At 65.7% G+C, this 24,324-nt stretch carries 17 protein-coding genes and 3 rRNA genes; 8 read left to right on the top strand and 12 right to left on the bottom strand.

What is annotated here, in order from left to right; translation table 11 throughout:
* Positions 1 to 45: 45 nt before the first annotated feature.
* The 5 genes from hpf to mtrA form a co-directional block, all read right to left on the bottom strand.
* The gene (hpf, locus tag RHM57_RS01865; RefSeq protein WP_134449756.1) at positions 46 to 753 is read right to left on the bottom strand and encodes a ribosome hibernation-promoting factor, HPF/YfiA family; all 708 of its coding nucleotides are present in this window, start codon (positions 751 to 753) and stop codon (positions 46 to 48) included.
* Positions 754 to 852: 99 nt separating this feature from the next.
* On the bottom strand, positions 853 to 1,587 hold the full coding sequence (locus RHM57_RS01860) for a ComF family protein (protein WP_322189485.1): 735 nt from the start codon (positions 1,585 to 1,587) through the stop codon (positions 853 to 855).
* 97 nt (positions 1,588 to 1,684) lie between these two features.
* Positions 1,685 to 3,433, bottom strand: coding sequence for an LpqB family beta-propeller domain-containing protein (locus RHM57_RS01855; RefSeq protein ID WP_322189484.1), 1,749 nt, complete (start codon positions 3,431 to 3,433; stop codon positions 1,685 to 1,687).
* The gene (gene mtrB, locus RHM57_RS01850) at positions 3,426 to 5,135 is read right to left on the bottom strand and encodes an MtrAB system histidine kinase MtrB (protein WP_134449753.1); all 1,710 of its coding nucleotides are present in this window, start codon (positions 5,133 to 5,135) and stop codon (positions 3,426 to 3,428) included. Before mtrB ends, RHM57_RS01855 begins: the two co-directional genes overlap by 8 nt.
* A gap of 7 nt (positions 5,136 to 5,142) precedes the next feature.
* Entirely contained in the window at positions 5,143 to 5,823 is a 681-nt protein-coding gene (gene mtrA, locus RHM57_RS01845) for an MtrAB system response regulator MtrA (RefSeq protein WP_134449752.1), read from the bottom strand.
* 135 nt (positions 5,824 to 5,958) lie between these two features.
* On the opposite strand from mtrA, the gene RHM57_RS01840 reads away from it, so the two are divergent.
* The 5 genes from RHM57_RS01840 to RHM57_RS01820 are packed head-to-tail and all read left to right on the top strand — an operon-like array spanning position 5,959 to position 11,317.
* A complete protein-coding gene (locus tag RHM57_RS01840) occupies positions 5,959 to 7,110 on the top strand; it encodes a hypothetical protein (protein ID WP_322189483.1) in 1,152 nt (383 codons plus the stop codon).
* Positions 7,107 to 7,790: a DUF4129 domain-containing protein gene (locus RHM57_RS01835; RefSeq protein WP_134560572.1), complete on the top strand. Its 684-nt coding sequence runs from the start codon at positions 7,107 to 7,109 to the stop codon at positions 7,788 to 7,790. Before RHM57_RS01840 ends, RHM57_RS01835 begins: the two co-directional genes overlap by 4 nt.
* On the top strand, positions 7,787 to 9,040 hold the full coding sequence (locus tag RHM57_RS01830) for a DUF4350 domain-containing protein (RefSeq protein ID WP_134560570.1): 1,254 nt from the start codon (positions 7,787 to 7,789) through the stop codon (positions 9,038 to 9,040). Before RHM57_RS01835 ends, RHM57_RS01830 begins: the two co-directional genes overlap by 4 nt.
* Positions 9,037 to 10,008 (top strand): AAA family ATPase, encoded by a 972-nt coding sequence (locus RHM57_RS01825; RefSeq protein ID WP_134449748.1) that lies wholly within the window; start codon positions 9,037 to 9,039, stop codon positions 10,006 to 10,008. The genes RHM57_RS01830 and RHM57_RS01825 overlap by 4 nt, the downstream gene beginning before the upstream one ends.
* Position 10,009: 1 nt before the next feature.
* Positions 10,010 to 11,317, top strand: a complete 1,308-nt coding sequence (locus RHM57_RS01820; RefSeq protein WP_134449747.1) for a DUF58 domain-containing protein — start codon at positions 10,010 to 10,012, stop codon at positions 11,315 to 11,317.
* A gap of 14 nt (positions 11,318 to 11,331) precedes the next feature.
* Here the strand turns inward: RHM57_RS01820 and RHM57_RS01815 are convergent, their stop codons facing one another.
* The gene (locus RHM57_RS01815; protein ID WP_134449746.1) at positions 11,332 to 12,327 is read right to left on the bottom strand and encodes a stage II sporulation protein M; all 996 of its coding nucleotides are present in this window, start codon (positions 12,325 to 12,327) and stop codon (positions 11,332 to 11,334) included.
* Between the two features lie 17 nt (positions 12,328 to 12,344).
* Here RHM57_RS01815 and RHM57_RS01810 point away from each other — a divergent pair, with 17 nt between their 5' ends.
* A complete protein-coding gene (locus RHM57_RS01810; protein WP_322189482.1) occupies positions 12,345 to 13,199 on the top strand; it encodes an RDD family protein in 855 nt (284 codons plus the stop codon).
* A gap of 235 nt (positions 13,200 to 13,434) precedes the next feature.
* On the opposite strand, the gene rrf is transcribed toward RHM57_RS01810, so the two are convergent.
* The 5 genes from rrf to RHM57_RS01785 all read right to left on the bottom strand — a co-directional run bounded on the left by rrf (position 13,435) and on the right by RHM57_RS01785 (position 21,380).
* A 5S ribosomal RNA gene (gene rrf / locus RHM57_RS01805) occupies positions 13,435 to 13,551 on the bottom strand.
* A gap of 120 nt (positions 13,552 to 13,671) precedes the next feature.
* Positions 13,672 to 16,799, bottom strand: a 23S ribosomal RNA gene (locus tag RHM57_RS01800).
* 446 nt (positions 16,800 to 17,245) lie between these two features.
* Positions 17,246 to 18,765 (bottom strand): 16S ribosomal RNA (locus RHM57_RS01795).
* The 16S, 23S and 5S rRNA genes sit together here, the layout of an rRNA operon.
* A 794-nt stretch (positions 18,766 to 19,559) precedes the next feature.
* The gene (gene ahcY / locus RHM57_RS01790; protein WP_134449012.1) at positions 19,560 to 21,059 is read right to left on the bottom strand and encodes an adenosylhomocysteinase; all 1,500 of its coding nucleotides are present in this window, start codon (positions 21,057 to 21,059) and stop codon (positions 19,560 to 19,562) included.
* A gap of 78 nt (positions 21,060 to 21,137) precedes the next feature.
* Positions 21,138 to 21,380: a DUF3499 family protein gene (locus tag RHM57_RS01785; RefSeq protein WP_134449013.1), complete on the bottom strand. Its 243-nt coding sequence runs from the start codon at positions 21,378 to 21,380 to the stop codon at positions 21,138 to 21,140.
* A gap of 45 nt (positions 21,381 to 21,425) precedes the next feature.
* Between RHM57_RS01785 and RHM57_RS01780 the strand changes: the two genes are divergently transcribed.
* Both RHM57_RS01780 and RHM57_RS01775 read left to right on the top strand, forming a co-directional pair.
* A complete protein-coding gene (locus tag RHM57_RS01780) occupies positions 21,426 to 21,878 on the top strand; it encodes a metallopeptidase family protein (RefSeq protein WP_134449014.1) in 453 nt (150 codons plus the stop codon).
* Between the two features lie 136 nt (positions 21,879 to 22,014).
* On the top strand, positions 22,015 to 22,689 hold the full coding sequence (locus tag RHM57_RS01775; RefSeq protein WP_134449015.1) for a hypothetical protein: 675 nt from the start codon (positions 22,015 to 22,017) through the stop codon (positions 22,687 to 22,689).
* Between the two features lie 132 nt (positions 22,690 to 22,821).
* Here RHM57_RS01775 and RHM57_RS01770 read toward each other — a convergent pair whose 3' ends face one another.
* Positions 22,822 to 24,222: a glycosyltransferase family 87 protein gene (locus RHM57_RS01770; RefSeq protein WP_134449016.1), complete on the bottom strand. Its 1,401-nt coding sequence runs from the start codon at positions 24,220 to 24,222 to the stop codon at positions 22,822 to 22,824.
* Between the last annotated feature and the right edge of the window lie 102 nt (positions 24,223 to 24,324).

Below are 24,324 nucleotides of genomic sequence, written 5' to 3'. Positions count from 1 at the left end.
AATGCTAGTTGGTCAGGGAGTGCACTCGACGGCCTACCGGACGCCTTACTCGGCGGCGACCCGCAACTCCTCGCTGTTCTCGGCCAGTTCGATGACGCCGTAGTCCCAGCCCTTGCGGCGGTAGACCACACTCGGCCGGTTCGTCTCGGAGTCCTGGAACAGGTAGAAGTCGTGCCCGACGAGTTCCATGAAGTACAGGGCGTCGTCGACGGTCATCGGGGCGGCGGAGAAGACCTTGCGGCGGATGACGACCGGCGTGTACACCTCGTCCGCTTCCTCCTCGGCGGCGGTGGCCGCGGCGGCCGCCTCCGACTCGGTGGGGCGGATCACCCGGATGACTCCGGTGCGCACCTCGTCGAGGGTTTCGGCGTCGGCCGGCTTGATGTCGACGACGCTGAAGTCAACGGATGCCGCGTCGTGCAGCGAGGTGGGGCGGTGCGCTCCGCCACGGTGCAGCTTCTGGCGGTCCTTGGCGCGGCGCACGCGCTCGAGGAGCCGTCCGAGTGCCACGTCGAAGGCTGCATACTTGTCCGAACCGTCCGCTTCAGCGCGGACGATGGGACCCTTCCCGATCAGGGTCAGCTCGACCCTGTCATTGCCGGTGGCTGAACCCTTTTCGCGGTTCCGGCTGAGCTTGACTTCGAGGGCGAGGGCCTTGTCGGCAAGGCCGGCGATCTTCTCAGCCTTTTCCGACGCATATGACCGGAAACGATCAGTGATCCCCAGGTTTCGTCCGACGATGTTAGTTTCCATGACGACCTCCAGATCTGGCGAACCGCCCGGTCCCGGGCGATTGGTGCGCGCCTTTAGCTCCACCGTAGCCCTGCCGGCGGGAGAAGTCACCGCAATTTGTCAATCGGTTTCTGATGAACGATGTGTGACCGGTAGGCGTCTCCGGGTTTCCGCGAGGGCGGCCACGCCCACGACCTCTCCCCCGGCGGCGAGGATGGCGCGGCGGGCTTCGAGAACGGTGGCGCCCGTCGTCACGATGTCGTCGACGAGCAGGCAGCGCACCCCGGTCAGGGAACGAAGGGCGCGCAGCGAACCGTCCCGGTTCCTGGACCTGGCGGCACGGTCGAGCCCGACCTGGTCGGCGGTCTCCCGGCCGGTGAGGACCCGGTGCGGTGCGAGTCCGGCCCGGCGGAGCAGCAGCTCGACCGGGAGGAAACCGCGCGCCCGCCAGGCCCGTCGCGACGAGGGAATCGTGACCAGGCGGATGCCGGTCTCCGCAGCGCCGCGGGACTCCACTGGTCCGCCGGACTCCACTGCGGCGAGCGCGGCCACGACCGCGGCCAGGAGCGCAGGAGCGAGCGCGGCGGCGGCATCCGTTCGCCCGCCGTCCTTGAAACTCGCGATCACGCGTCGCGGAACGCCGGCATAGTCGAGCCCCGCCCAGACCCGCAGGCCGCCGCGCTCGGTCACGCGCACGGCAGGCACCAGGAGGGCGCGGCAGGCCACGCAGAGGGCGCGGTCCGGCGCCCCGCAACCGCTGCACGCCGTGGGCAGGAGAACGGCCCACGCGTCCAGGACGGCCCGCCACGCCTCCCGTGCCGTTCGTGCCGTTCGTGCCGCACCGGTCCCGGTCATGCCGCCAGACTGCCCGACCTGACGCGAGCGCATGATCGCGAGCGCACGGCGGTGCGCGCGCGGTCGTGCGCCGGCGCTGTGGAGGACAGGCCCGCGCCTACCCGCCGATTCCCTGCTGGGTGGCCACGAGAGTCACGTCGTCGATGCGCTCCTGCCAGCCGACTCCGCGCTGCATCATCAGGCCGCCCGTTGTGGCGAGTGCGCGCACGTCCCTCAGGGTGTTGCTTCCCGTGATCGTCGCACTGCCCGGCGCTGACTCGATGCTGGAACTGACGCCGCCGAGCTGCTGGGTCACGATGCGGTCCTCTCCGCTCGGGAGCGCGACGAGGTAGGCGACCGTGAGCTCGTCGATCCAGGTGGCGTCGAGGGGGATGCCCGGGACGGACTGGAGCTGGACTTCGTCTCCGAGGGCGACAGGAACGGACTTGTCCCGCTTGATCGAGACGACCACGAAGCGGGTCTCCGTTCCAGAGGTGAGCAGCGCGATCAGCCGGGTACCGTCCCGGGACACCCGCAACGCCACGATTCCGGAGGCCTCCGGCCAGGAGGTCGGCACGGCCGTCGCATCCCCGTTCGGGCTGTAGACGAACAGCTCACCGGGACGGTTCGAGGGCACGGACCAGACGTAGCCGAAGTTGTCTACGGCCGGCGCGATGAGGCCGGGCCGCGGATCGAGCAGCTTCGCGACCTCGCCGACCCGGACGGAGGAGACCCCTGTCGCGGCCCGCGCCGCCGCGACGGTCTGCCCCGGTGAGAGGGTGACCGCCGTCGGGCCGAGCGCGACGACCTGGTCGGAGAGCCCGGGGATCGGGGTGACCGTCTTCCCTGCTGCGGACAGGAACCCGAAGGCGCCCTGACGGAGCACGAGCGCCCGGGCGTCCACCCGCGGGTTGACGATCGGGGCGTTGGCGCCGAGGTCCCCGATGTCCTGGGAGTTCTGGTTGATCGAGATCGTGACGGTGATGCCCGTGGGGAGGCTGTTTGTGAGCTGCGCCCGCATCCGCTGCAGGGTGACCCTGTCTGCGTTCAGGGCTTCGCCGTTGAGGTCGACCTTCGCGTCCCGCGAGACGACCTGCACGGCATCCGCGGTGAGCTTGGTTCCATCGGGGAACGCGCTGACAACGGCCCCGCCCAGCCACGGGCTCGGCCCGTGCAGCACTCCGTTGACGATCTTGGTCAGGGTGGCGCCCCCGCGCGGGAACCAGCGCAGGTCTGGCACCAGGAACGCGAAGCTCGAATCGAAGAAGTAGAGCGCCTGGGAGCTGAACACGTCGCTGAACGTGGTCTGGTCGACGACGGTGCCGTTCGGCGCAGCGCTGATCCGCCACTGGTCACCGACCTTCTGGAACTGGTAGCGCAGCACGACGGGCGAGGGAGACTCGACCTCGTGGTATTCACCGATCCCGTCGACGTCGGCGATGGGATTCACCGAGAACTGCATGGTCTGGCCGTCGACGGGGATGATGGTGCGCGCCGTCCCGTCGTCGACCGTCACCCCGGCATCCGCCGCCCAGGCGCCGCTGAAACCGGGGGCGAGGAATTCGCGGGCGATCGCGTAGTCGTTCTCCGGGCTGGTCTGGGCGTCGATGAAACCGCGCAGGATGCTTTCCTGGCTGGCATCGGCCTGCGGGTGCGACGGCAGGAAGACGGGTGCGGGGTTGTCCCCGGCTGCGACCGCCTGCCCGGTGCGCACGCTGCCGCTCCGGGGAATCCCCGAGCATCCGCTGAGCAGGACCGCGAGCACGAGGAGGGCTGCCAGCGTGCCCCCTGCGCGCCAGGGTCCGCCTCCACGGGTTTCCCGGGTCGCATGGATTGCACGGCGGATGCCGTCGCTCCGGTCAGTCATGGATCGCTCCCTCACCGTGTTGGGCGCCCTTGACCCCGGCCCGGCCGACCTCGCCGACCGTGAGGCGCGGCAGGGTTCCGTCGGACCCGGCGTCCTCCGGCGGCAGCGGGCTCGGCGAGCTCGTGATCTCGCCGCGCGCGGTCCGGGGCAGGGTCAGCCGGAAGCACGAGCCCTTCCCGGGGCTCGACCAGACCTGGAGCCAGCCGCGGTGCACGGTCGCGTCCTCGAGTGAGATCGAGAGGCCGAGGCCCGTGCCGCCGATGGTGCGCTTGCGGGAGGGGTCTGCCCGCCAGAACCGGTCGAAGACGTGGTTGACGTCGACCTGGCTCATGCCGAGGCCGTAGTCGCGCACCGAGAGGGCAACGGCGGACTCGTTGCTGTCGACCGAGACGATGACGGGCTTGCCCTCGCCGTGCTCGATCGCGTTGCCGATCAGGTTGTGCATGATCCGGCGGATGCGACGGGGATCGACCTCCGCGTCGAGGTGTCCTCCCGGGGCGACGAGGTTGAGCCGGGTGCCCTTGGATTCGGCGAGCGACCGCAGGCCCTCGACGGCATCTGCGGCGAGGTGCACGAGGTTCGTCGGCTCGGCCTCGAGTTCGACCGACCCGGCGTCGTATTTGCTGATCTCGAGCAGGTCCGCGAGCAGGAGTTCGAATCGCTCGACCTGGGTGTGCAGGAGTTCCGCAGTACGACCCGTCGCAGGGGGGAAGGCGGCCCGCTGGTCGTAGAGCATGTCGCCGGCCAGCCGGATCGTCGTCAGTGGGGTGCGCAGCTCATGCGACACGTCGGAGACGAAGCGCTGCTGCACCTCGGAGAGGTCGGCGAGCTCCTTGATCTGGCTCTGCAGGCTGTCCGCCATCCCATTGAACGACCGGGCGAGGGTCGTGATGACGTCGTCGCCCTTGACGGGCAGCCGCACACCGAGGTCCCCGGAGGCCAGCCGCTGGCTGGTCTCGGCCGCGACCCGGATCGGCGTCACCACGAAGCGGACCACGATCCAGGTCACCGCACCGATCAGGATGATGAGCAGGAGCCCGGCGATGCCGAGGGTTCGCTGCACGAACTGCAGTGTCGTTTCCGCCTCGCCGAGGTTGTAGCCGATGTAGAGCTCGTACCGGCCGGCGACGGGGACGGTGATCTGCGAACCGACGACGATCCCGGCGACCTGGCCGTCGTCATCCGTCGCCAGGGCCACCGACTGCCAGAACTGGGTGCCCGGCGAGCCCTGGACGGCGGTGCGCAGCTCGGGCGAGATGACCTCGGTCGAGTCGCCGAATGTCGAGAAGTCCTGGGGCACGGACGTCGACGGGTCCTGGCCGGGAACCCGGAACACGGCGACAAGCCGGCTCGAGGACGCCGCGGAAATGGCGCTCCGCGCCGAGGCAAGCAGGCTCTGCACCTGGACCCGGTCGGCCGCGTCCGAGGAATCCAGGATCCCCTGGGCCGCGCTCGTCGCCCGGTTCGAGTCGAGCTCGACCTGGCTGAGCCGGGACTGGAAGAGATCGTTGCCGACGCTCACCGAGACATACACGCCGACCATGACGATGGCGATGCCGGACAGCACGACCGTGATGGTCACGGTGCGGAACTGCAGGGAGGACCGCCAGGTGCGAAGCAGGCGGGCACGCCAGGATCTCCAGTCGCGCCAGTCCCGCCACCCCCTGCGCCATGTTCGGGCAAACCCGGTCGGTTCGGCCATGCGGAGCCTAGATGGCCGCGCCGGCCCGGTACCCGACACCGCGGACCGTCATCACGATGCGGGGGTTGTCCGGATCGTCCTCGACCTTGGCGCGGAGGCGTTGCACGTGCACGTTCACGAGCCGGGTGTCGGCCTTGTAGTGGTAGCCCCACACCTGCTCGAGCAGCATCTCCCGGGTGAACACCTGCTGGGGACGGGACGCGAGGGTGAGGAGGAGGTCGAATTCGAGTGGGGTCAGGCCGATCTGCCGGTCGCCGCGGCGCACCTCGTGCCCGGCGGCGTCGACGGTGAGGTCGCCGATCGAGAGGTTCGCGGGAGAATCCGTTGACACCGGCCGCAGCCGCGTGCGGATCCTGGCGACGAGTTCCTTCGGGTTGAACGGTTTGACCATGTAGTCGTCCGCGCCGGATTCGAGGCCCTTGACCACATCCGTCGTATCGGTGCGAGCGGTGAGCATGATGATGGGCGTTCCCGATTCGGCGCGGATCAGGGTGCACACCTCGATGCCGTCGAGGCCGGGCAGCATCAGGTCGAGCAGAACCAGATCGGGTTTGATCGTCCGGAATGCGTCGAGCGCGAGTGAGCCGTCTTCGCAGAAGTGCGGGTCGAAACCTTCACCCTGCAAGACAATGCCGATCATTTCCGCCAGCGCGGTGTCGTCGTCGACGACCAAAATGCGTGCGTTCATCCAACCGTTTTCTGCTTAGGTCACCGGAGGGAATACTCCCGGTGAGTCATGCAATCACTGACACCAGAGTAGTCGAGGGGGGCTGGCATTGCCCGTCGCGCCCGTTTCGATGCCGAGTATGCCAGCATAGGTCTCGTGACGGACCCGCAGAACTGGCACGCACCGACAGGTGACGCGTACGATCGACCGCGCTACGGCGAATACGCGCCGCCGCCGGCGTCCGGTGCACCCCAGGCCTGGGGTCCTCCTCCCGCGTGGACCCCGCCGCCGCGCCCCGGCCTCCTCCCGTTGCGGCCGCTCGGTTTCGGCTCCCTGCTCTGGGCGCCCTTCCAGGTGCTGCGGCGCAATCCCAAGGCCACGTTCGGAAGCGCACTCCTCGTGCAGGGCGCGATCCTCCTGGTCACCCTGCTGATCGTCGGCCCGGTGACGGTGCTCGCCCTCGGCAGGGTCGACAGCGCCCCGCTCGCGGACAGGGACGCGGTCCAGGCCGGCGCCAACCTCACCATCGTGTTGTCGGCGATCGTGCCGATCCTCCTCTCCGTGATCGCCTCCGCGATACTCCAGGGCGTCATCGTCGTCGAGGTCTCCCGTGCCATGCTCGGCCAGAAGCTCCGGCTCGGCCAGCTCTGGCGGGCGGCCGGCCGACGCCTCTGGCCGCTCGCACTCTGGTCCGCGATCCTCAGCGGAGCCCTTCTCCTCGGCCTGGCCATCGTCGCTGGGGTCGTCGTCGTGTTCGTGTTGCTCGGAGGAGCCGGCGTCGTCTTCGGGATCGTCTTCGGCATCCTCGGCGCACTCGGCATCCTCGCGCTCTCGGCCTGGCTGGCCACGAAGACGTCCCTCGTCCCGAGCCTGATCGTGCTCGAACGCCTCGGCATCGGGGCGGCCATCGCCCGATCGTGGTCGCTCACGAGGGGCTATTTCTGGCGCACGCTCGGAGTGCAGTTCCTTGTCGCCGCGATTGTGAACATCGTCTCGCAGATCGTCTCGACACCGCTGTCGCTGCTCGGCGGCGTCGCGGTCTCCCTCATCGACCCGACCGGCGCCATCGACTCCTGGATCCCCGTGATCGTGCTGTACGTGCTGACCATTCTCCTGAGCCTCGTACTCGGGGCCGTCGCCGCGGTGGTCCAGTCCGGCACGACAGCGCTGATCTACATCGACCTGCGGATGCGCAAGGAAGGCCTCGACCTCGACCTGCAGCGCTTCGTCGAGTCTTCCCCCGGCAACGACGCTGCCGACCCGTACCTGATCCCTGCCGGGCGGATGCCGGCGGCCCCGCAGTCATGACCGGTGCGGGGGGCACGTGGTCTGGTCCGTTCCTGGGGGGCATCCCTGTCGATCCCGATGCCCCGACGGCCACGGCCTGGTTGCGGGACGAGCTCGCCAAGCCGCCGTACCAGGCCGCGCGGCCGACCTGGTTCGACCTGGTCAGCAAGGCCTTCTTCGACTGGTTCGCTTCACTGGGCGTGCCGTCTGGCGCGGGCCTCGGACCCTGGGTCCCGCTCGTCGTGACGCTTGTCGTCGTCGCCGTCGTCGTGGTCGCCGTGCTCGTCTTCGGGTTGCCTCGGTGGAACAGGCGCAGCGCCCTGCAGCACGAGATGTTCGGCAGGAACGACGCCCGGTCCTCAGACGAGTTGCGCCGGGCGGCGCTGTCGGCAGCATCGCACAAGGACTGGAACCTCGCGATCAGCGAGATGTTCCGGGCCCTGGCACGGTCGCTCATCGAACGCACGGTGCTCTTCATCACGCCCGGCACGACCGCGCACAACTTCGCCGACCGGGCGGCAACGGCGTTCCCGGAGGAGCGGGTCAGCCTCCGGACGGCGGCTGACCTCTTCGACGGCGTGCGCTACCTCAACGCCGAGGGCACCGAGTCCGGCTTCCTGTCCCTCGCCGCGCTCGAAAGCGCCCTGCGCACGCGGACGCCGACGACCCGCGAAGACCCGGCCCCGACGGCAATGCGGTGACCACTCTCGCGGGCGCCGATGCCGTAGCGACGACCCCGACCCTGCGCGCCGCCGCACGGCGCTCGCGGTTCTGGGTGCTCGCCGGCGTCGGCGCCCTGCTCGTCGCCATCGCGGCGACGCTGCTCGCGGGCGCCGGTTCAAGCGGAGGGACCCCGCTCGCCGCCGACAACGCCGCACCGGCGGGCGCCCGCGCCCTCGTCGAGGTGCTGCGCCAGCAGGGGGTGCGCGTCACGACAGCGGACTCCCTGGACGAGGCTCGCACGATCGCCGCGGCGAGCACGGATCCGACCCTGTTCTTCAGTGACCCGAACGGCTATCTGACGAACGACCGGATCTCGGCCATGGCGGCCCTCGCACCCCGGACCGTCGTGGTCTCCCCCGATTTCCTCCTGCTGCAGACGCTGACCCCCGCAGTCGGCTTCGGCGGGGTCGCCGACAGCCTGGACGGCCCTGGCGATCGCTGCGACCTGCCCGCTGCGATCAGGGCAGGCGGCGTCGCCCCCGGCGGGAAGACGCTCAGCCTCCCCGCCGACTCCGCGGAAAGCGGTTGTTTCCCGTCCGGTCGGAACTCATTCGCCGTCGTCGGCGCGACCCTGCCGTCCACAGAGCTGACCCTCGTCGCCGATGGCGCCATCTTCAGCAACGACGAGATCACGGCATCCGGTCACGCGGCGCTCGCACTCGGGCTGCTCGGGCCGAGCGCCGACCTGATCTGGTACCTGCCGACCCTGACGGATGTCGCGGTCACCGGCCCGCCGAGCCTCGGCGAGTTGACGCCGGGCTGGGTCACGCCCTCGATCCTGCTGCTCGCGGTCGTCTTCCTCGCCGCGGCCGTGTGGCAGGGCAGGCGACTCGGACCGCTCGTCGCCGAGAACCTGCCGGTGACCGTACGCGCGAGCGAGACGATGGAAGGCAGGGCCCGCCTCTATGCCCGCGGCAACGCGCGCCTCCGCGCCCTCGACTCCCTGCGGGTCGCCACCGTGCAGCGCCTCGCGACCCGGGTCGGGCTGTCCAGGCTCGCGAGCCTCGACGACGTCGTGCTCGCGGTGTCCGCACTGACCGGTCGGGCACCGGCCGAGGTGCGCTTCGTCCTCGTCGACGGAGTCCCGGCGACGGACCGCGACCTCATTGCCCAGTCCGACCTCCTCCAGGACCTGGAGCGAGCCGTGATCGCCGCGAGCGGCCTGCCCGCTGATCCGCCGGCATCCGCCCCACCCACCGCAACCACCCCCGGAAGAATGGACCCATGAGCACACCGACCGATACCATCGTTTCCCTTCGGGAATCGCTCGCGCAGGTTCGCACCGAGGTCGGCAAGGCCGTCGTCGGCCAGGACGGCGCAGTGACGGGACTCATCATCGCCCTGCTCGCGCGCGGCCACGTGCTGCTCGAGGGCGTGCCCGGTGTCGCCAAGACCCTCCTAGTGCGCTCGCTCAGCCACGCGCTCAGCCTCGAGACGAAACGGGTTCAGTTCACGCCCGACCTGATGCCGGGCGACGTCACAGGGTCGCTCATCTACGACGCGCGGGCCGGCGAGTTCGAGTTCCGGAAGGGCCCGGTGTTCACGAACATCCTGCTCGCGGACGAGATCAACCGGACACCGCCGAAGACCCAGTCCGCACTGCTCGAGGCGATGGAGGAACGCCAGGTCAGCGTCGACGGCCGGACGATTCCGTTGCCGGACCCGTTCATCGTCGCCGCGACCATGAATCCGATCGAATACGAGGGCACGTACTCGCTGCCCGAGGCGCAGCTCGACCGGTTCCTGCTCAAGCTCGTGCTCGACGTGCCGGAACGCGACGCGGAGTTCGAGGTGCTCCGCCGCCACGCCGCCGGTTTCAACCCCCGCGACCTCACCGCGGCCGGGGTCACTCCCGTGCTCGGCGCCGAGCAGCTCACCGCCGCGCAGGCCGCCGTCATGGAGGTCGGCTCGAGCGCGGACGTGCTCGCATACATCGTGGATCTCGCGCGCGCGACCCGGCGCAGCCCCTCGGTCAAGCTCGGCGTGAGCCCCCGCGGGACGACGGCGCTTCTCGCGGCGACGAAAGCCTGGGCGTGGCTCAGCGGCTACGACTCGATCACTCCCGACCACGTCCAGGCGATGGTCCTCCCGGTCTGGCGGCACCGGATCCAGCTCCAGCCGGAAGCCGAGCTCGAGGGCGTGTTCGTGGACGCCATCCTGCGCAGCGTGCTCCAGCAGGTCCAGGTTCCGATCTAAGGTGACGGTCTCCGGTCGGTTCACACTGCTCGTCGCCCTCGGCGTCGTGCCAATTGTGCTGCTCGGACGCAGCCAGGCGGCCGCGGGCGGCATCCTCGCCCTGTGGCTGCTGCTTTCGGTCGGGCTCGGCCTGCTCGACCTCGCGCTGGCCGGCTCGCCCAGGGCCGTGCGCCTCGAACGCAGGCTGCCGGCAAGGGTGCGCCTCGGCGAAACCGTGACGAGCCTGCTGTACGTCACCAATTCCGGCTCCCGTCGCCTCCGCGCCCTCGTGCGGGACGCCTGGCAACCGTCGGCCGGCGCAGGCAACAACCGCACCCCTCTGTCCGTCCCGACAGGGGAACGCCGGCTCGTGTCCCTCCCGCTGACTCCGTTCCGGAGGGGAGAACGACGGGTGGACCGGGTCACGATCCGCTCGTACGGGCCGCTCGGCCTGTGGGCGCGCCAGGCCACGCTCGAGGCGCCCGGGCGCATCCGTGTCCTGCCGCCCTTCAACGCCCGGAAGCACCTGCCCTCGCGCATCACCCGGCTCAAGGAACTCGACGGGCGCACGAGCGTGCTCGTGCGCGGACAGGGCACCGAGTTCGACTCGCTGCGGGAGTATGTGCGCGGCGACGACGTGCGCTCGATCGACTGGCGGGCTACGGCGCGGCACAACGACGTGGTCGTGCGCACCTGGCGACCGGAGCGCGACCGGCGGGTGGTCATCGTGATCGACACCGGACGCACCTCCGCCGCGCGGATCGACAACGAGACGAGGCTCGACACCGCGTTCGAGGCGGCGCTGCTGCTCGCCGCGCTCGCGTCGAAGGCCGGAGACCGTGTCGACATGGTCGCCTTCGACCGGCGGGTGCGCGGCCGGGTGCAGGGCGCGCAGGGCGCAGAACTGCTGTCGCGGATGGTCGACACCCTTGCGGTGATCGACCCCGAACTCCTCGAAATGGACTGGGCCGGAGTGCCGGCCCAGGTGCGCGCGATCACGAGCCAGCGCGCCCTCGTCGTGCTGCTGACCTCGATCGATGCCGCGGGGGCGTCGACCGGACTGCTCGCGGTACTGCCCCAGCTGACCCGCCGCCACACCGTCGTCGTCGCGTCGGTCACCGACCCGACGACCGTGCAGGCGACCCACGAACGCGCCGACCGGGAGCAGGTCTACCGCGCCGCCGCTGCCGAACGGGCGCTGCTCGACGTCGCCAGGGTCGCCGCGGCGATCCGCCAGCAGGGTGCCGACGTCGTCACCGGTCCGCCAGCGGACCTGCCGCCCCGCCTCGCCGATCACTACCTCGCCCTGAAGCTCGCCGGCCGACTGTAGCCCGCTCGCGGCCCTCAGGACGCGTAGATGCGGGTGCTGCCGGCCTCGAACTCACCGATGTCGCCGGTCTCGCCGGAACGTGCGGCCCGTCGGCCGAGCACGAGCATGTACGTCAGGAACGCACACAGCGCGGCGAAGCCGATGCCGATCTTGACCGGCCACGGCCACGGCGCCGGGGTCACGAAGCCTTCGATCACGCCGGAGACGAGGAGGACGAAGACGAGGCCGATCGCAACCGTCGCGAGGGCGCGCGAGTCCGCCGCGAGAGCCTGCCCGCGGGTACGCCCACCGGGGGCGATCCAGGACCAGAAGATGCGAAGCCCCGCGGCCGCAGCGACGAAGATCGCGGTGAGCTCCAGCATCCCGTGCGGCGCGATGTAGAGGAAGAAGACGTCGCCCTTGCCGTATGCGAACATCACCGCGGCTGTCGTGCCGATGTTCTGGGCATTCGAGAGCACGATGTACGGCACGTAGAGGCCGAGGATACCGAAGGCGACGCACTGCGCGGCGATCCAGGCGTTGTTCGTCCAGACCTGGCCGGTGAACGACGCGGCGGGGTTGGCGGAGTAGTAGTCGACGAATTCAGAGTTCACGAGTTGCTGGAGCTGGGCGTCGGAGCCGAGGTTGGCGAGCACCCGGGGGTCGCCGGTGATCCAGACGGCATAGAGCACCGCGACCGCGACCGTCACGACCGCGACGCACAGCGTGAGCCAGCGCAGGCGGTAGAGCGCGGCGGGCAGTTGAAGGACGAAGAACCGAGGCACCTGGGACACGACGTTCGCGCCGGCTCCGGTGAAGCGCAGCCGGGCGCGGGACAACGCGACGGAGAGCCGGTCGCCCGGGATCGTGGAGCCGGCCGTGCTCTTGATTGCGGACAGCTGGGTCGCGCCGGACTGGTACAGGCCGATCAGTTCGTCGGACTGCGCGCCGGAGAGCCGCCGCTCCCTGCCGAGCTCGGCGAGGCGGTCCCACTGGGCGCGGTGCGCCGTTGAATATGCGTCGAGGTCCATCTGCTCTAATAGTAGACATGGCACACCCCGGAAACGCGGCGGATCAGGGAGAAAGTTCTCCCTATGAGTACGAACTCGTCACTGGCGAGGCGGTCGCGCTTGATGTGCGGCCGGCGAGTTTCATCCTGCGCGCGGCCGGCGCCATCATCGACTGGCTCGCCTATCTCGGTTTCTTCGTGGGACTCGCCTTCGCGGTCGACTTCGTCATGGGCGACGCCCTGGATCCAGCGCTCGCACAGACGCTGGCGATTTCAGGGCTCGCGTTCTCGATCCTCATCCTCCCGACTGTCGTGGAGACCGTGACCGGAGGACGCTCGCTCGGCAAGCTCGCGATCGGCGCCCGCATCGTGCGTGACGACGGCGGGTCCATTCAGCTGCGGCACGCCTTCACCCGCGCCCTCAGCGGAATCTTCGAGATCTACCTCACCTTCGGCGGCCTGGCCGCCACGACGGCTCTGCTGAACGGCAAGTCCAAGCGCCTCGGCGACCTGATGGCCGGCACGTACAGCCAGTATGAACGGGTGGCCCGGTTCGACGAGCCGGTCCTCGGGCTTCCGCAAGAGCTCACCACCTGGTCGTACACCGTCGATGTCGTGCGGCTGCCTGACCGGCTCTCGCGCCGCATCGCCCAGTTCCTCCGCCAGTCCGGACGCCTGACCCCGGAGACACGCGTGCGCGTAGCAAGTGACCTCGCGGCGGAAGCGGCGCCCTTCGTCTCCCCGGTTCCCGCCGTCTCCCCCGAGGAGTTCCTCGCCGGCGTCGCCGCCGTGCGCCGCAGCCGCGAGTACGCGGCACTCCTCCTGGAACGAGATCGCCTCGAACGCCTCCGCCCGGTGCTCACGCGCCTCCCCCACGATTTCCCCAACCGCTGAGCGGATGCTGCGCCGCCCCGCTACGGGTTGCGCGCCGGTTGCGCCGTTACGCGCCCGGCGTGTCCGGGGCGTAGCGGCGCTGGTGTCGCGCGGGGCCAGTGCAGGGCGGGGCCAGTGCAGGGCGGGCTGGCTGGCGGGCTGGCTGGCTGGCTGGCTGGTGGTTGCGGTGTGCGGTGTGCGGGTTAAAGCAGAAAAGCCACCCCGTGGGGTGGCTTTTCTGGTGTTTCTAAGTTAAGTCCGGCGGTGTCCTACTCTCCCACAGGGTCCCCCCTGCAGTACCATCGGCGCTGAGAGTCTTAGCTTCCGGGTTCGGAATGTGACCGGGCGTTTCCCTCTCGCTATAGCCGCCGAAACATCTTTCGATGGATCGATTCTATATTTTTCAGTTATAGACCCCTCCTGGAAGGGGTTTGTTCTCGACCGTACGTCGAGAACCACATAGTGGACGCTTGCAGCTTATTCAAACTGGTGTGTTATCAAATTATTGGCTTATTAGTACCGGTCAGCTCCAAGGGTCTTTAGTCCCCTCTTCCACATCCGGCCTATCAACGCAGTAGTCTAGCTGCGAGCCTCTCCCCCGAAGGGATGGAAATCTCATCTCGAAGCCGGCTTCCCGCTTAGATGCTTTCAGCGGTTATCCGTTCCGAACGTAGCTAATCAGCGGTGCTCCTGGCGGAACAACTGACACACCAGAGGTTCGTCCATCCCGGTCCTCTCGTACTAGGGATAGATCTTCTCAAATTTCCTGCGCGCGCAGCGGATAGGGACCGAACTGTCTCACGACGTTCTAAACCCAGCTCGCGTACCGCTTTAATGGGCGAACAGCCCAACCCTTGGGACCTACTCCAGCCCCAGGATGCGACGAGCCGACATCGAGGTGCCAAACCATGCCGTCGATATGGACTCTTGGGCAAGATCAGCCTGTTATCCCCGAGGTACCTTTTATCCGTTGAGCGACAGCGCTTCCACAAGCCACTGCCGGATCACTAGTCCCGACTTTCGTCCCTGCTCGACTTGTCAGTCTCACAGTCAAGCTCCCTTGTGCACTTACACTCGACACCTGATTGCCAACCAGGTTGAGGGAACCTTTGGGCGCCTCCGTTACTTTTTAGGAGGCAACCGCCCCAGTTAAACTACCCACCAGGCACTGTCCCTGAACCGGATCACGGTTCGAAGTTAGATATCCAATATGACCAGAGTGGTATTTCAACGTTGACTCCACCTGAACTAGCGTCCAAGCTTCACAGTCTCCCACCTATCCTACACAAGCCACACCGAACACCAATACCAAGCTGTAGTAAAGGTCACGGGGTCTTTCCGTCCTGCTGCGCGTAACGAGCATCTTTACTCGTAATGCAATTTCGCCGAGTTCGCGGTTGAGACAGCTGGGAAGTCGTTACGCCATTCGTGCAGGTCGGAACTTACCCGACAAGGAATTTCGCTACCTTAGGATGGTTATAGTTACCACCGCCGTTTACTGGGGCTTAAATTCTCAGCTTCGCCTTGCGGCTAACCGTTCCTCTTAACCTTCCAGCACCGGGCAGGCGTCAGTCCGTATACATCGTCTTGCGACTTGGCACGGACCTGTGTTTTTAGTAAACAGTCGCTTCCCACTGGTCTCTGCGGCCTTCGAACGCTCCAGGAGTAAATCCCTTCACGCCTCCGGCCCCCTTCTCCCGAAGTTACGGGGGCATTTTGCCGAGTTCCTTAACCACGATTCTCTCGATCTCCTTAGTATTCTCTACCTGATCACCTGAGTCGGTTTGGGGTACGGGTGACTAAAACCTCGCGTCGATGCTTTTCTTGGCAGCATAGGATCACTGATTTCGCCCTTACGGGCTACCCATCGGGTCTCAGCCTTATATGAGAGACGGATTTGCCTATCTCTCGGCCTACATCCTTAGACCGGGACAACCATCGCCCGGCTCAGCTACCTTCCTGCGTCACACCTGTTAATACGCTAACCGCACCAGCATAGGGTCGCACGCTAGGCCTCACGCTTCACCCCGAAGGGATCCATCTAGAGGATTCAGATGCTTAGCATTACTGGATTAGCTTGGACGGTTTTTCGCCAGTACGGGAATATAAACCCGTTGTCCATCGACTACGCCTGTCGGCCTCGCCTTAGGTCCCGACTTACCCAGGGCGGATTAGCCTGGCCCTGGAAACCTTGATCTTTCGGAGGACGGGTTTCTCACCCGTCTTTCGCTACTCATGCCTGCATTCTCACTCGTGTAGCCTCCACGGCTGGTTTACACCGCCGCTTCGCTGGCCACACGACGCTCTCCTACCCATCAACACGGCTGAACCAACACAACAAGTGTGCGGCTTACCAAAAATATCAATGCCACAACTTCGGTGGCGTGCTTGAGCCCCGTTACATTGTCGGCGCGGAATCACTTGACCAGTGAGCTATTACGCACTCTTTCAAGGGTGGCTGCTTCTAAGCCAACCTCCTGGTTGTCTGTGCAACTCCACATCCTTTCCCACTTAGCACGCGCTTTGGGACCTTAGTTGGTGGTCTGGGTTGTTTCCCTCTCGACGATGAAGCTTATCCCCCACCGTCTCACTGCTGCGCTCTCACTTACCGGCATTCGGAGTTTGGCTGACGTCAGTAAGCTTTTAGGCCCCATCGGCCATCCAGTAGCTCTACCTCCGGCAAGAAACACGCAACGCTGCACCTAAATGCATTTCGGAGAGAACCAGCTATCACGAAGTTTGATTGGCCTTTCACCCCTATCCACAGCTCATCCCCTCCATTTTCAACTGAAGTGGGTTCGGTCCTCCACGACGTCTTACCGTCGCTTCAACCTGGCCATGGATAGATCACTTCGCTTCGGGTCTAGGACATGCGACTGAATCGCCCTATTCAGACTCGCTTTCGCTACGCATTCCCCTCTCGGGTTAAGCTCGCCACATATCACTAACTCGCAGGCTCATTCTTCAAAAGGCACGCTGTCACCAGAATCAGACTGGCTCCAACGGTTTGTAAGCAAACGGTTTCAGGTACTATTTCACTCCCCTCCCGGGGTACTTTTCACCTTTCCCTCACGGTACTTGTTCACTATCGGTCATGTAGGAGTATTTAGGCTTATCAGGTGGTCCTGACAGATTCACACGGGATTTCTCGGGCCCCGTGCTACTTGGGATACTCTTCGGGCGATTACTGCATTTCGACTACGGGGTTCGCACCCTCTATGACCAGGCTTTCAATCCTGTTCGTCTATACAACGCTCTAACCCTCACTGTTCGGCAGAATCAGCAGAAAAGTCCCGCAACCCCGACCATGCAACGCCTGCCGGCTATCACACATGATCGGTTTAGCCTCATCCGGGTTCGCTCGCCACTACTAACGGAATCACTATTGTTTTCTCTTCCTGTGGGTACTGAGATGTTTCACTTCCCCACGTTCCCTCTACCCGCCCTATATATTCAGGCGGGAGTCACCAGGTCACCTTACGGGCCTGGCGGGGTTTCCCCATTCGGACATCCTCGGATCACAGTTCGTTTATCAACTCCCCGAGGCTTATCGCAGATTACTACGTCCTTCTTCGGCTCTACATGCCAAGGCATTCACCGTTTGCTCTTAGAAATTTGAAATCACATGAGTTTGAATCGATTAAGTATTCTGAATAAATTCAGAATCGAAATTGACCAATGATCTATAAATAGATCTTTGTAATTTGCAGTCCGAAGACTGTCAAATTTAAGATGCTCGCGTCCACTGTGTAGTTCTCAAAGTACGGGCGGTACCCTCACCTGCCCACGATTGATGTGAACAAGAAAAGGTCCAGAGGAACAGTCCAACCAGGCAAAACCCAGTTGTTCCGGTCCCTCAGGACCCAACAGCGTGCATATATGTTTCCTTCATAACCGGACCTTTCCAACGAGGCACCGCAAGCGGTACCAGGCGTACTGGATCCAGAGATGATCTCTGCATATCAATGTCAATGTTCCACCCATGAGCGCCATCGAAGAACATTCGTCTTCGTATGGCTTGGCAGTGTTACTCCGCTGTATACAGACGGCACTGCTGTGCTCCTTAGAAAGGAGGTGATCCAGCCGCACCTTCCGGTACGGCTACCTTGTTACGACTTAGTCCTAATCACCGATCCCACCTTCGACAGCTCCTTCCCGTGAGGGTTAGGCCACCGGCTTCGGGTGTTACCGACTTTCATGACTTGACGGGCGGTGTGTACAAGGCCCGGGAACGTATTCACCGCAGCGTTGCTGATCTGCGATTACTAGCGACTCCGACTTCATGAGGTCGAGTTGCAGACCTCAATCCGAACTGAGACCGGCTTTTTGGGATTCGCTCCACCTTGCGGTATTGCAGCCCTTTGTACCGGCCATTGTAGCATGCGTGAAGCCCAAGACATAAGGGGCATGATGATTTGACGTCATCCCCACCTTCCTCCGAGTTGACCCCGGCAGTATCCCATGAGTTCCCACCATTACGTGCTGGCAACATAGGACGAGGGTTGCGCTCGTTGCGGGACTTAACCCAACATCTCACGACACGAGCTGACGACAACCATGCACCACCTGTATAGAGACCTTGCGGGGCGACTGTTTCCAGCCGTTTCCTCTATATGTCAAGCCTTGGTAAGGTTCTTCGCGTTGCATCGAATTAATCCGCATGCTCCGCCGCTTGTGCGGGCCCCCGTCAATTCCTTTGAGTTTTAGCCTTGCGGCCGTACTCCCCAGGCGGGGAACTTAATGCGTTAGCTGCGACACGGAGACCGTGGAATGGTCCCCACATCTAGTTCCCAACGTTTACGGCATGGACTACCAGGGTATCTAATCCTGTTCGCTCCCCATGCTTTCGCTCCTCAGCGTCAGTTACGGCCCAGAGATCTGCCTTCGCCATTGGTGTTCCTCCTGATATCTGCGCATTCCACCGCTACACCAGGAATTCCAATCTCCCCTACCGCACTCTAGTCTGCCCGTACCCACTGCAGGCCCGAGGTTGAGCCTCGGGTTTTCACAGCAGACGCGACAAACCGCCTACGAGCTCTTTACGCCCAATAATTCCGGACAACGCTTGCACCCTACGTATTACCGCGGCTGCTGGCACGTAGTTAGCCGGTGCTTTTTCTGCAGGTACCGTCACTTTCGCTTCTTCCCTACTAAAAGAGGTTTACAACCCGAAGGCCGTCGTCCCTCACGCGGCGTTGCTGCATCAGGCTTTCGCCCATTGTGCAATATTCCCCACTGCTGCCTCCCGTAGGAGTCTGGGCCGTGTCTCAGTCCCAGTGTGGCCGGTCACCCTCTCAGGCCGGCTACCCGTCGTCGCCTTGGTGAGCCATTACCTCACCAACTAGCTGATAGGCCGCGAGCTCATCCCTGACCAAAATTCTTTCCACCCCCAGAGATGCCTCCAAGGGTCGTATCCGGTATTAGACGTCGTTTCCAACGCTTATCCCAGAGTCAAGGGCAGATTGCTCACGTGTTACTCACCCGTTCGCCACTAATCCGAAGAGCAAGCTCTCCATCATCGTTCGACTTGCATGTGTTAAGCACGCCGCCAGCGTTCGTCCTGAGCCAGGATCAAACTCTCCGTAAATGTTTGATTGCACAAGACCCGAAAGCCCCGGCACATCTAGTGTGACTGACCGCCGGAATGGGCGGACCAGACACAAGTTTGAAACTGACAGAACAAATCATTACTGACTTGCTTTGTTGTTATAAATGTTTTCCAAAGGAATCTCCTGGCCCTTCACCGCTAGAAACGGATCCAAACCACGAGGTTTTTGGCATTTGACATTGTGCACGCTGTTGAGTTCTCAAGGATCGGACGCACCCGGCTTCAGGCCACACCGTAACCGGCTTAGTGGCTGTCGCTCCGAGGCAACTTGTCTAACCTAACCTCCCCCGCAGCCCCTGTCAAATCGGCCGGAACCCCGCTTCTCGACACGAAAACGCGTCCACAAAAGGAGTTCAACCAATCCGACAAAACTTACGGGAGGAAGACTTTCAAGCCTACGCCTCGCACATCCGAATCAAGGATTCGAGAGTGAGAAAAGCGTAAAACTTCGGTCCCACGTGAGGCCGGAAAGCACTGCGGCTTTTCCGCACCTTTGGGGTACGTGAAGACATTACGTGCCTCCACCACCCCCGTCAAAACCCGGACCACCCCGGGCGTGTCACCACCCCCGATGCCCGCCCACGAGCATCCGCGAGAGTACACATTTGGCCCTTAAACCCGCGGTTTAAGGGCCAAAAGTGCGCTCTCGCGGCACGAAAGAAGCCCACCCGACTGCGGGCGGGCGGCGGGCGGGGACGCCGGCGGATACGACAGAGCGCCCGCAACCGCCGCAGGAGCGGTGGATGCGGGCGCTCTGAAACACGGCGTGCGGGTCAGTAGCGGTACTGGTCGACCTTGTATGGGCCGTCGATGGGCACGCCGATGTAGGCGGACTGCTCGGGGCTCAGCACGGTGAGTTCGACGCCGAGGGCGTCGAGGTGCAGCCGGGCGACCTTCTCGTCGAGGTGCTTCGGCAGCACGTACACGCCGACCGGGTACTTCTCCGGGTAGCAGTACAGCTCGATCTGGGCGAGCACCTGGTTCGTGAAGGAGTTGCTCATCACGAAGGAGGGGTGTCCGGTCGCGTTGCCGAGGTTCATCAGGCGCCCCTCGGAGAGCACGAGGATGCTGCGCCCGCTCGGCAGGTGCCACTCGTCGACCTGCGGCTTGATCTCCACCCGTACGGCGCCTTCGAGGGTCTCGAGCGCGGCCATGTCGATCTCGTTGTCGAAGTGGCCGACGTTCGCGATGATCGCGAGGTGCTTCATCTTGAGCATGTGCTCGGTGCGGATTACGTTGAAGTTGCCGGTGCCGCTCACGAAGATGTCGACCTGCTCGACGACCGACTCCAGCCGGGCGACCTGGAAGCCGTCCATCGCGGCCTGCAGGGCGTTGATCGGGTCGATCTCGCTTACGATCACGCGAGCGCCCTGGCCGCGCAGGGCCTCTGCCGCACCCTTGCCCACGTCGCCGTATCCGGCGACGAAGACGACCTTGCCTCCGATGAGCACGTCGGTCGCCCGGTTGAGCCCGTCGGGCAGGGAGTGGCGGATGCCGTACTTGTTGTCGAACTTCGACTTCGTCACCGAGTCGTTCACATTGATCGCGGGGAAGAGCAGTTCGTGGGCGCTGGCCAGTTCGTACAGGCGGTGGACGCCCGTCGTGGTCTCCTCGGTCACGCCGGCGAGACCGGCGGCGATCTCGGTCCAGCGGTTGGAAGATTCCGCGAGCGAGTGACGGAGGACGTCCAGTACCACCCGGTACTCATGGCTGTCGGACGCGGTCGCCTCGGGGACGGCGCCGGCAAGTTCGAATTCGCGGCCCTTGTGCACGAGCATCGTGGCGTCGCCGCCGTCGTCGAGGATCATGTTCGGTCCGGCCCAGGTCTCCCCCGCCGCCGCGGCCTCGATGCTCCAGTCGAAGATCTGCTGGGTGCACCACCAGTAGTCCTCGAGCGATTCACCCTTCCAGGCGAAGACGGGAACGCCGGCCGGGTTCTCCGGGGTCCCGGTCGGGCCGACCGCGATGGCCGCGGCGGCGTCGTCCTGGGTGGAGAAGATGTTGCAGCTCGCCCAGCGCACCTGCGCGCCGAGGGCCACGAGGGTCTCGATGAGGACGGCGGTCTGCACGGTCATGTGCAGGGACCCTGCGATGCGTGCGCCGGTGAGCGGCTTCGATTCGCCGAATTCGGCGCGGAGGGCCATCAGGCCGGGCATCTCGTTCTCGGCGAGACGCAACTGGTGCCGGCCCGCCTCGGCGAGCTGCGGGTCGGCGATCTTGAAGATGGGCGCGAGCGAGGGCGCGGTGGATACAGGGGACGAGGCGACAGTCATGCGACCATCATGCCATTCCCTGCGCCGCCCCGGCTGGGTGTGTCCCACGGCCGGGGTTCGCCCTCGCCCGCCCGGGGTTCAGGCGTCGGGGCCGCCCGGGGTGTCCGCTTCGCTCATCGCGCCCATCGTGCTGAGCCGGATGAGCTGCCAGCCGTGCGGGACGCTTGTCAGGCGGGCGTGCCGGTCGCAGAGGTCGAAGGCGTGCGGTTCACGCTCGATCGAAAGCGGGCCGAGCACGGCCATGGAGTCGCCGTAGTCGAAGGTGAGCGTCGCGACGGACTCGTCCGGACAGGCGACGCGGGAGCAAGGGCGGAATGACATTACCGTTCAGGCTACCCGCGTCGGCGCCAGAAGTAAGATGAAGGCATGTCCCGATCCCGTAGATCTGCCGCGCCGCCGCCCGCGCCGATGCAGCGCGGAAGCGGGCGCGATCGGCACGGGCGCGGCATCCGCAGCTCGGCGACGGGGCCGTTCCTGCCGCCGCTGAACACCCGGATCGACCTGTTCGACATGACCGTCGCCTCGACCGTCGACTACCTGCGTTCGGTCTGGCCGGACCAGCTCGCCGACGTGGCCTTCGAGGTCGCGGCAGGCCCCTATTCTGTCGTTCCGGGCGTCGGCGTCGAACGCTGGGCCGTTCACGCCGCCGAGCGGCGCATCGTGTTCTACCGGCTGCCGATCCAGCGCCTCACCCGGCTGCACCGCAATGACGACCTGCACCGCCGCATGGTGATCGAGAGCTGCGTCTTCCGCGCGATCGCCGAGCTGCTCGGCAAGGATCCCTGGGACCTCGCGCCCGATCGCTTCCGGCACTTCTAACAGCACCACTTCTCACAGTGAATGCGGGTGAGCGGATGCCGCCCAAAAAGTAATTCCAAACCGATTCCGTGTCGGGGCCGAACCATTGTCAGCACCACAGACAACCACTTCCCCCACAGACACGAAGGATCACATCATGCGCACTTTCCAGAAGGCAACCATCAGCTTCGCCGCAGCAGCCCTCCTCCTCGGAGGCCTCGCCGCCTGCTCCAGCACCGCGACCGCAGGCTCCGCGGCGTCGACTCCCTCCGCAACCTCCTCGTCCGCTCCGACGCCCGTCGCCTCGATCCCCTCCCTCAAGGGCGTCGACACGGCCGTTCTCCTCGACGGCGACTTCGCCGCGGCGCTCACGAGCCTCGGCCTGACCCCCGGCACCGTCGGCACCGCCACCCTCACCGATGGCAGCCTGCACTTCCCGATCACCGGCGGAAACGTGGACTACTACGACCCCGCACAGAGCTACCGCCCGTTCGTCCAGGGTTCGATCAAGCACGAGGGTTCCGGCTTCTCGCTCACGGCCGGCTCGACCGTCGTCGAACTGACCAACTTCACGATCGACCCCGGCACCTCGAAGCTCTTCGGTGACGTGTCGGTCAACGGCACCTCCGCCGCCACCCAGGTCCTCCTGTTCGACCTCTACGGCGGAACCCTGAAGCCGCTGCAGATGGACGGCGACAACGCGATCCTCGAGGGCACGACCGTGCACATCTCGTCCGTCGCCGCCGGCCTGCTCAACAAGACCTTCGGAACCGACGCCGTCAAGGACCAGCTCCTCGTCGGCATCGCGAAGATCACCGTCGCCACCAAGTAACACCGCTCGAAGCGGGCCCGACCGGCCCGGTTGAATTGCGGACAGAGCACCTTCGTCGACACGACGAAGGTGCTCTGTCCGCAATTCGGCGTTAACCGGACCGTTTCGGGGGCGGGGTGCGCTGGCGGATGCTCAGCGCGGGGGGCGCAGGAAGCGCACGGCGCGGAGGGGCGCACCGAGCATCCGCGCCCGCACGGCTGGGTCGAGCCGGACGGCCGACCCGGCGAGAACGATGACGAGCGCAGCCGTGATCGCCCAGGTCAGCTCGAGCGAAGGCAGGATCTGCCGCAGTGTGAGAGCGAGCGGGATGGCGAGCCACTCCCAGCGACCGCTGAGCGCCACGAACGGCAGCAGCAGCAGCGCGTACCACGGGTACCGCGGGCTCAGGATGAGCAGGGTGCTGCCGATCATCACGAGCTGGCCGAGCCAGGGCCGATCGGGATCGGTCTTCCAGAACACGAGCGCCGCAATGATCACGAGCAGGCCGCCGGCAACGAAGACCGCGGCACCGCCGGGGGCCACGAGCGAGACGAGCGCAAAGCGTTTGCCGTTGTCGTAGCCCTCCTCGCTGAGATAGCCGGGCAGGTAGCCGAGCACGCCGATCCCGGTCGTGAGAACGTACGGCACGTAGAGCGCGAAGAACGTGACGACCGCGGCGAGGCCGACCTTCCAGCCCTGCCTGCGGAGCATCGCCGGGGCCGCGATCACGGGGACGAGCTTCACGGCGATCGCGATCCCGAGGGCGATGCCGCCCCGCCAATACCGCGCCCGGGTGACGAGAAGCGCCGCGGCGAGGGTGAACACCACGCCGAGCAGGTCGACGTGCGAATTCGTGATCGCCTCTGAGGCCACGAGCGGGCACCACGCCCAGTACGCGGCGTACCGCGGGTCGATGCCGCGGCGCCGCATCCCGGCGAGAAGGAGCACGGTCGTTCCGAGGCTGAGCACCAGCCCGCCGAGTTGCAGCGGCCAGTAGGTCGCCGTCGGCGGCACCAGGAAGCGGATGCCCGCAAAGTAGAGCTCCGCCGCCGGCGGGTAGATCGTCGGGACGGTCGGCCGGTTGAGCGCGGTGCAGAGCACGGCGTCCGAGGCGGTCTTGTGCGTCACCACGATGCGCCGGCCCTGGCAGGTCTCCGGGACCGTGCCCGACGGCACCGTCGCCGGGAACAACCACTCCGGGCGAAGGGAGTCGAGCCGGTCGTCGGCCGGGACGTAGGCGTACGGCGAGATGCCGGCGTTCTGCACGATGCCGTCCCAGGCATACCGTGCCGAGTCCGTGCTCGTGTTCGGCGGCCCGATCATCGCAGCGACCCCGATGCCGAGCGACCCGGCGAGCACGAGCACCACCACCGCGCGCCCCCGGACCCGCCGCAGCAGGAAGACGGCCGCTGCGAACAGCGCCCAGAGCACCCCGGTGCAGACCAGGAGGGGGACCGTGTCCCGCGTCGGTTGGAAGAGCGAGAAGACCAGCACGCAGTACCCGGTCAGCGTCGCACTCGCGGCCAGGAGGAGGGAGATGATCGTAATGCGCACGAGGCCATCCTGTCGGAGTTCCGCGGCGAGCGCCGCCGAATCCCGGTTCGGAGAGCCGAACGGACCCGCCCCGTCACGGAACCGTAAGGTGTAGACCCGCCC

Origin of the sequence: Cryobacterium sp. 10S3, from assembly GCF_034344045.1 — a bacterium.
GTDB lineage: Bacteria > Actinomycetota > Actinomycetes > Actinomycetales > Microbacteriaceae > Cryobacterium > Cryobacterium glucosi.
This window is presented reverse-complemented; position numbering and strand designations above follow the sequence as displayed.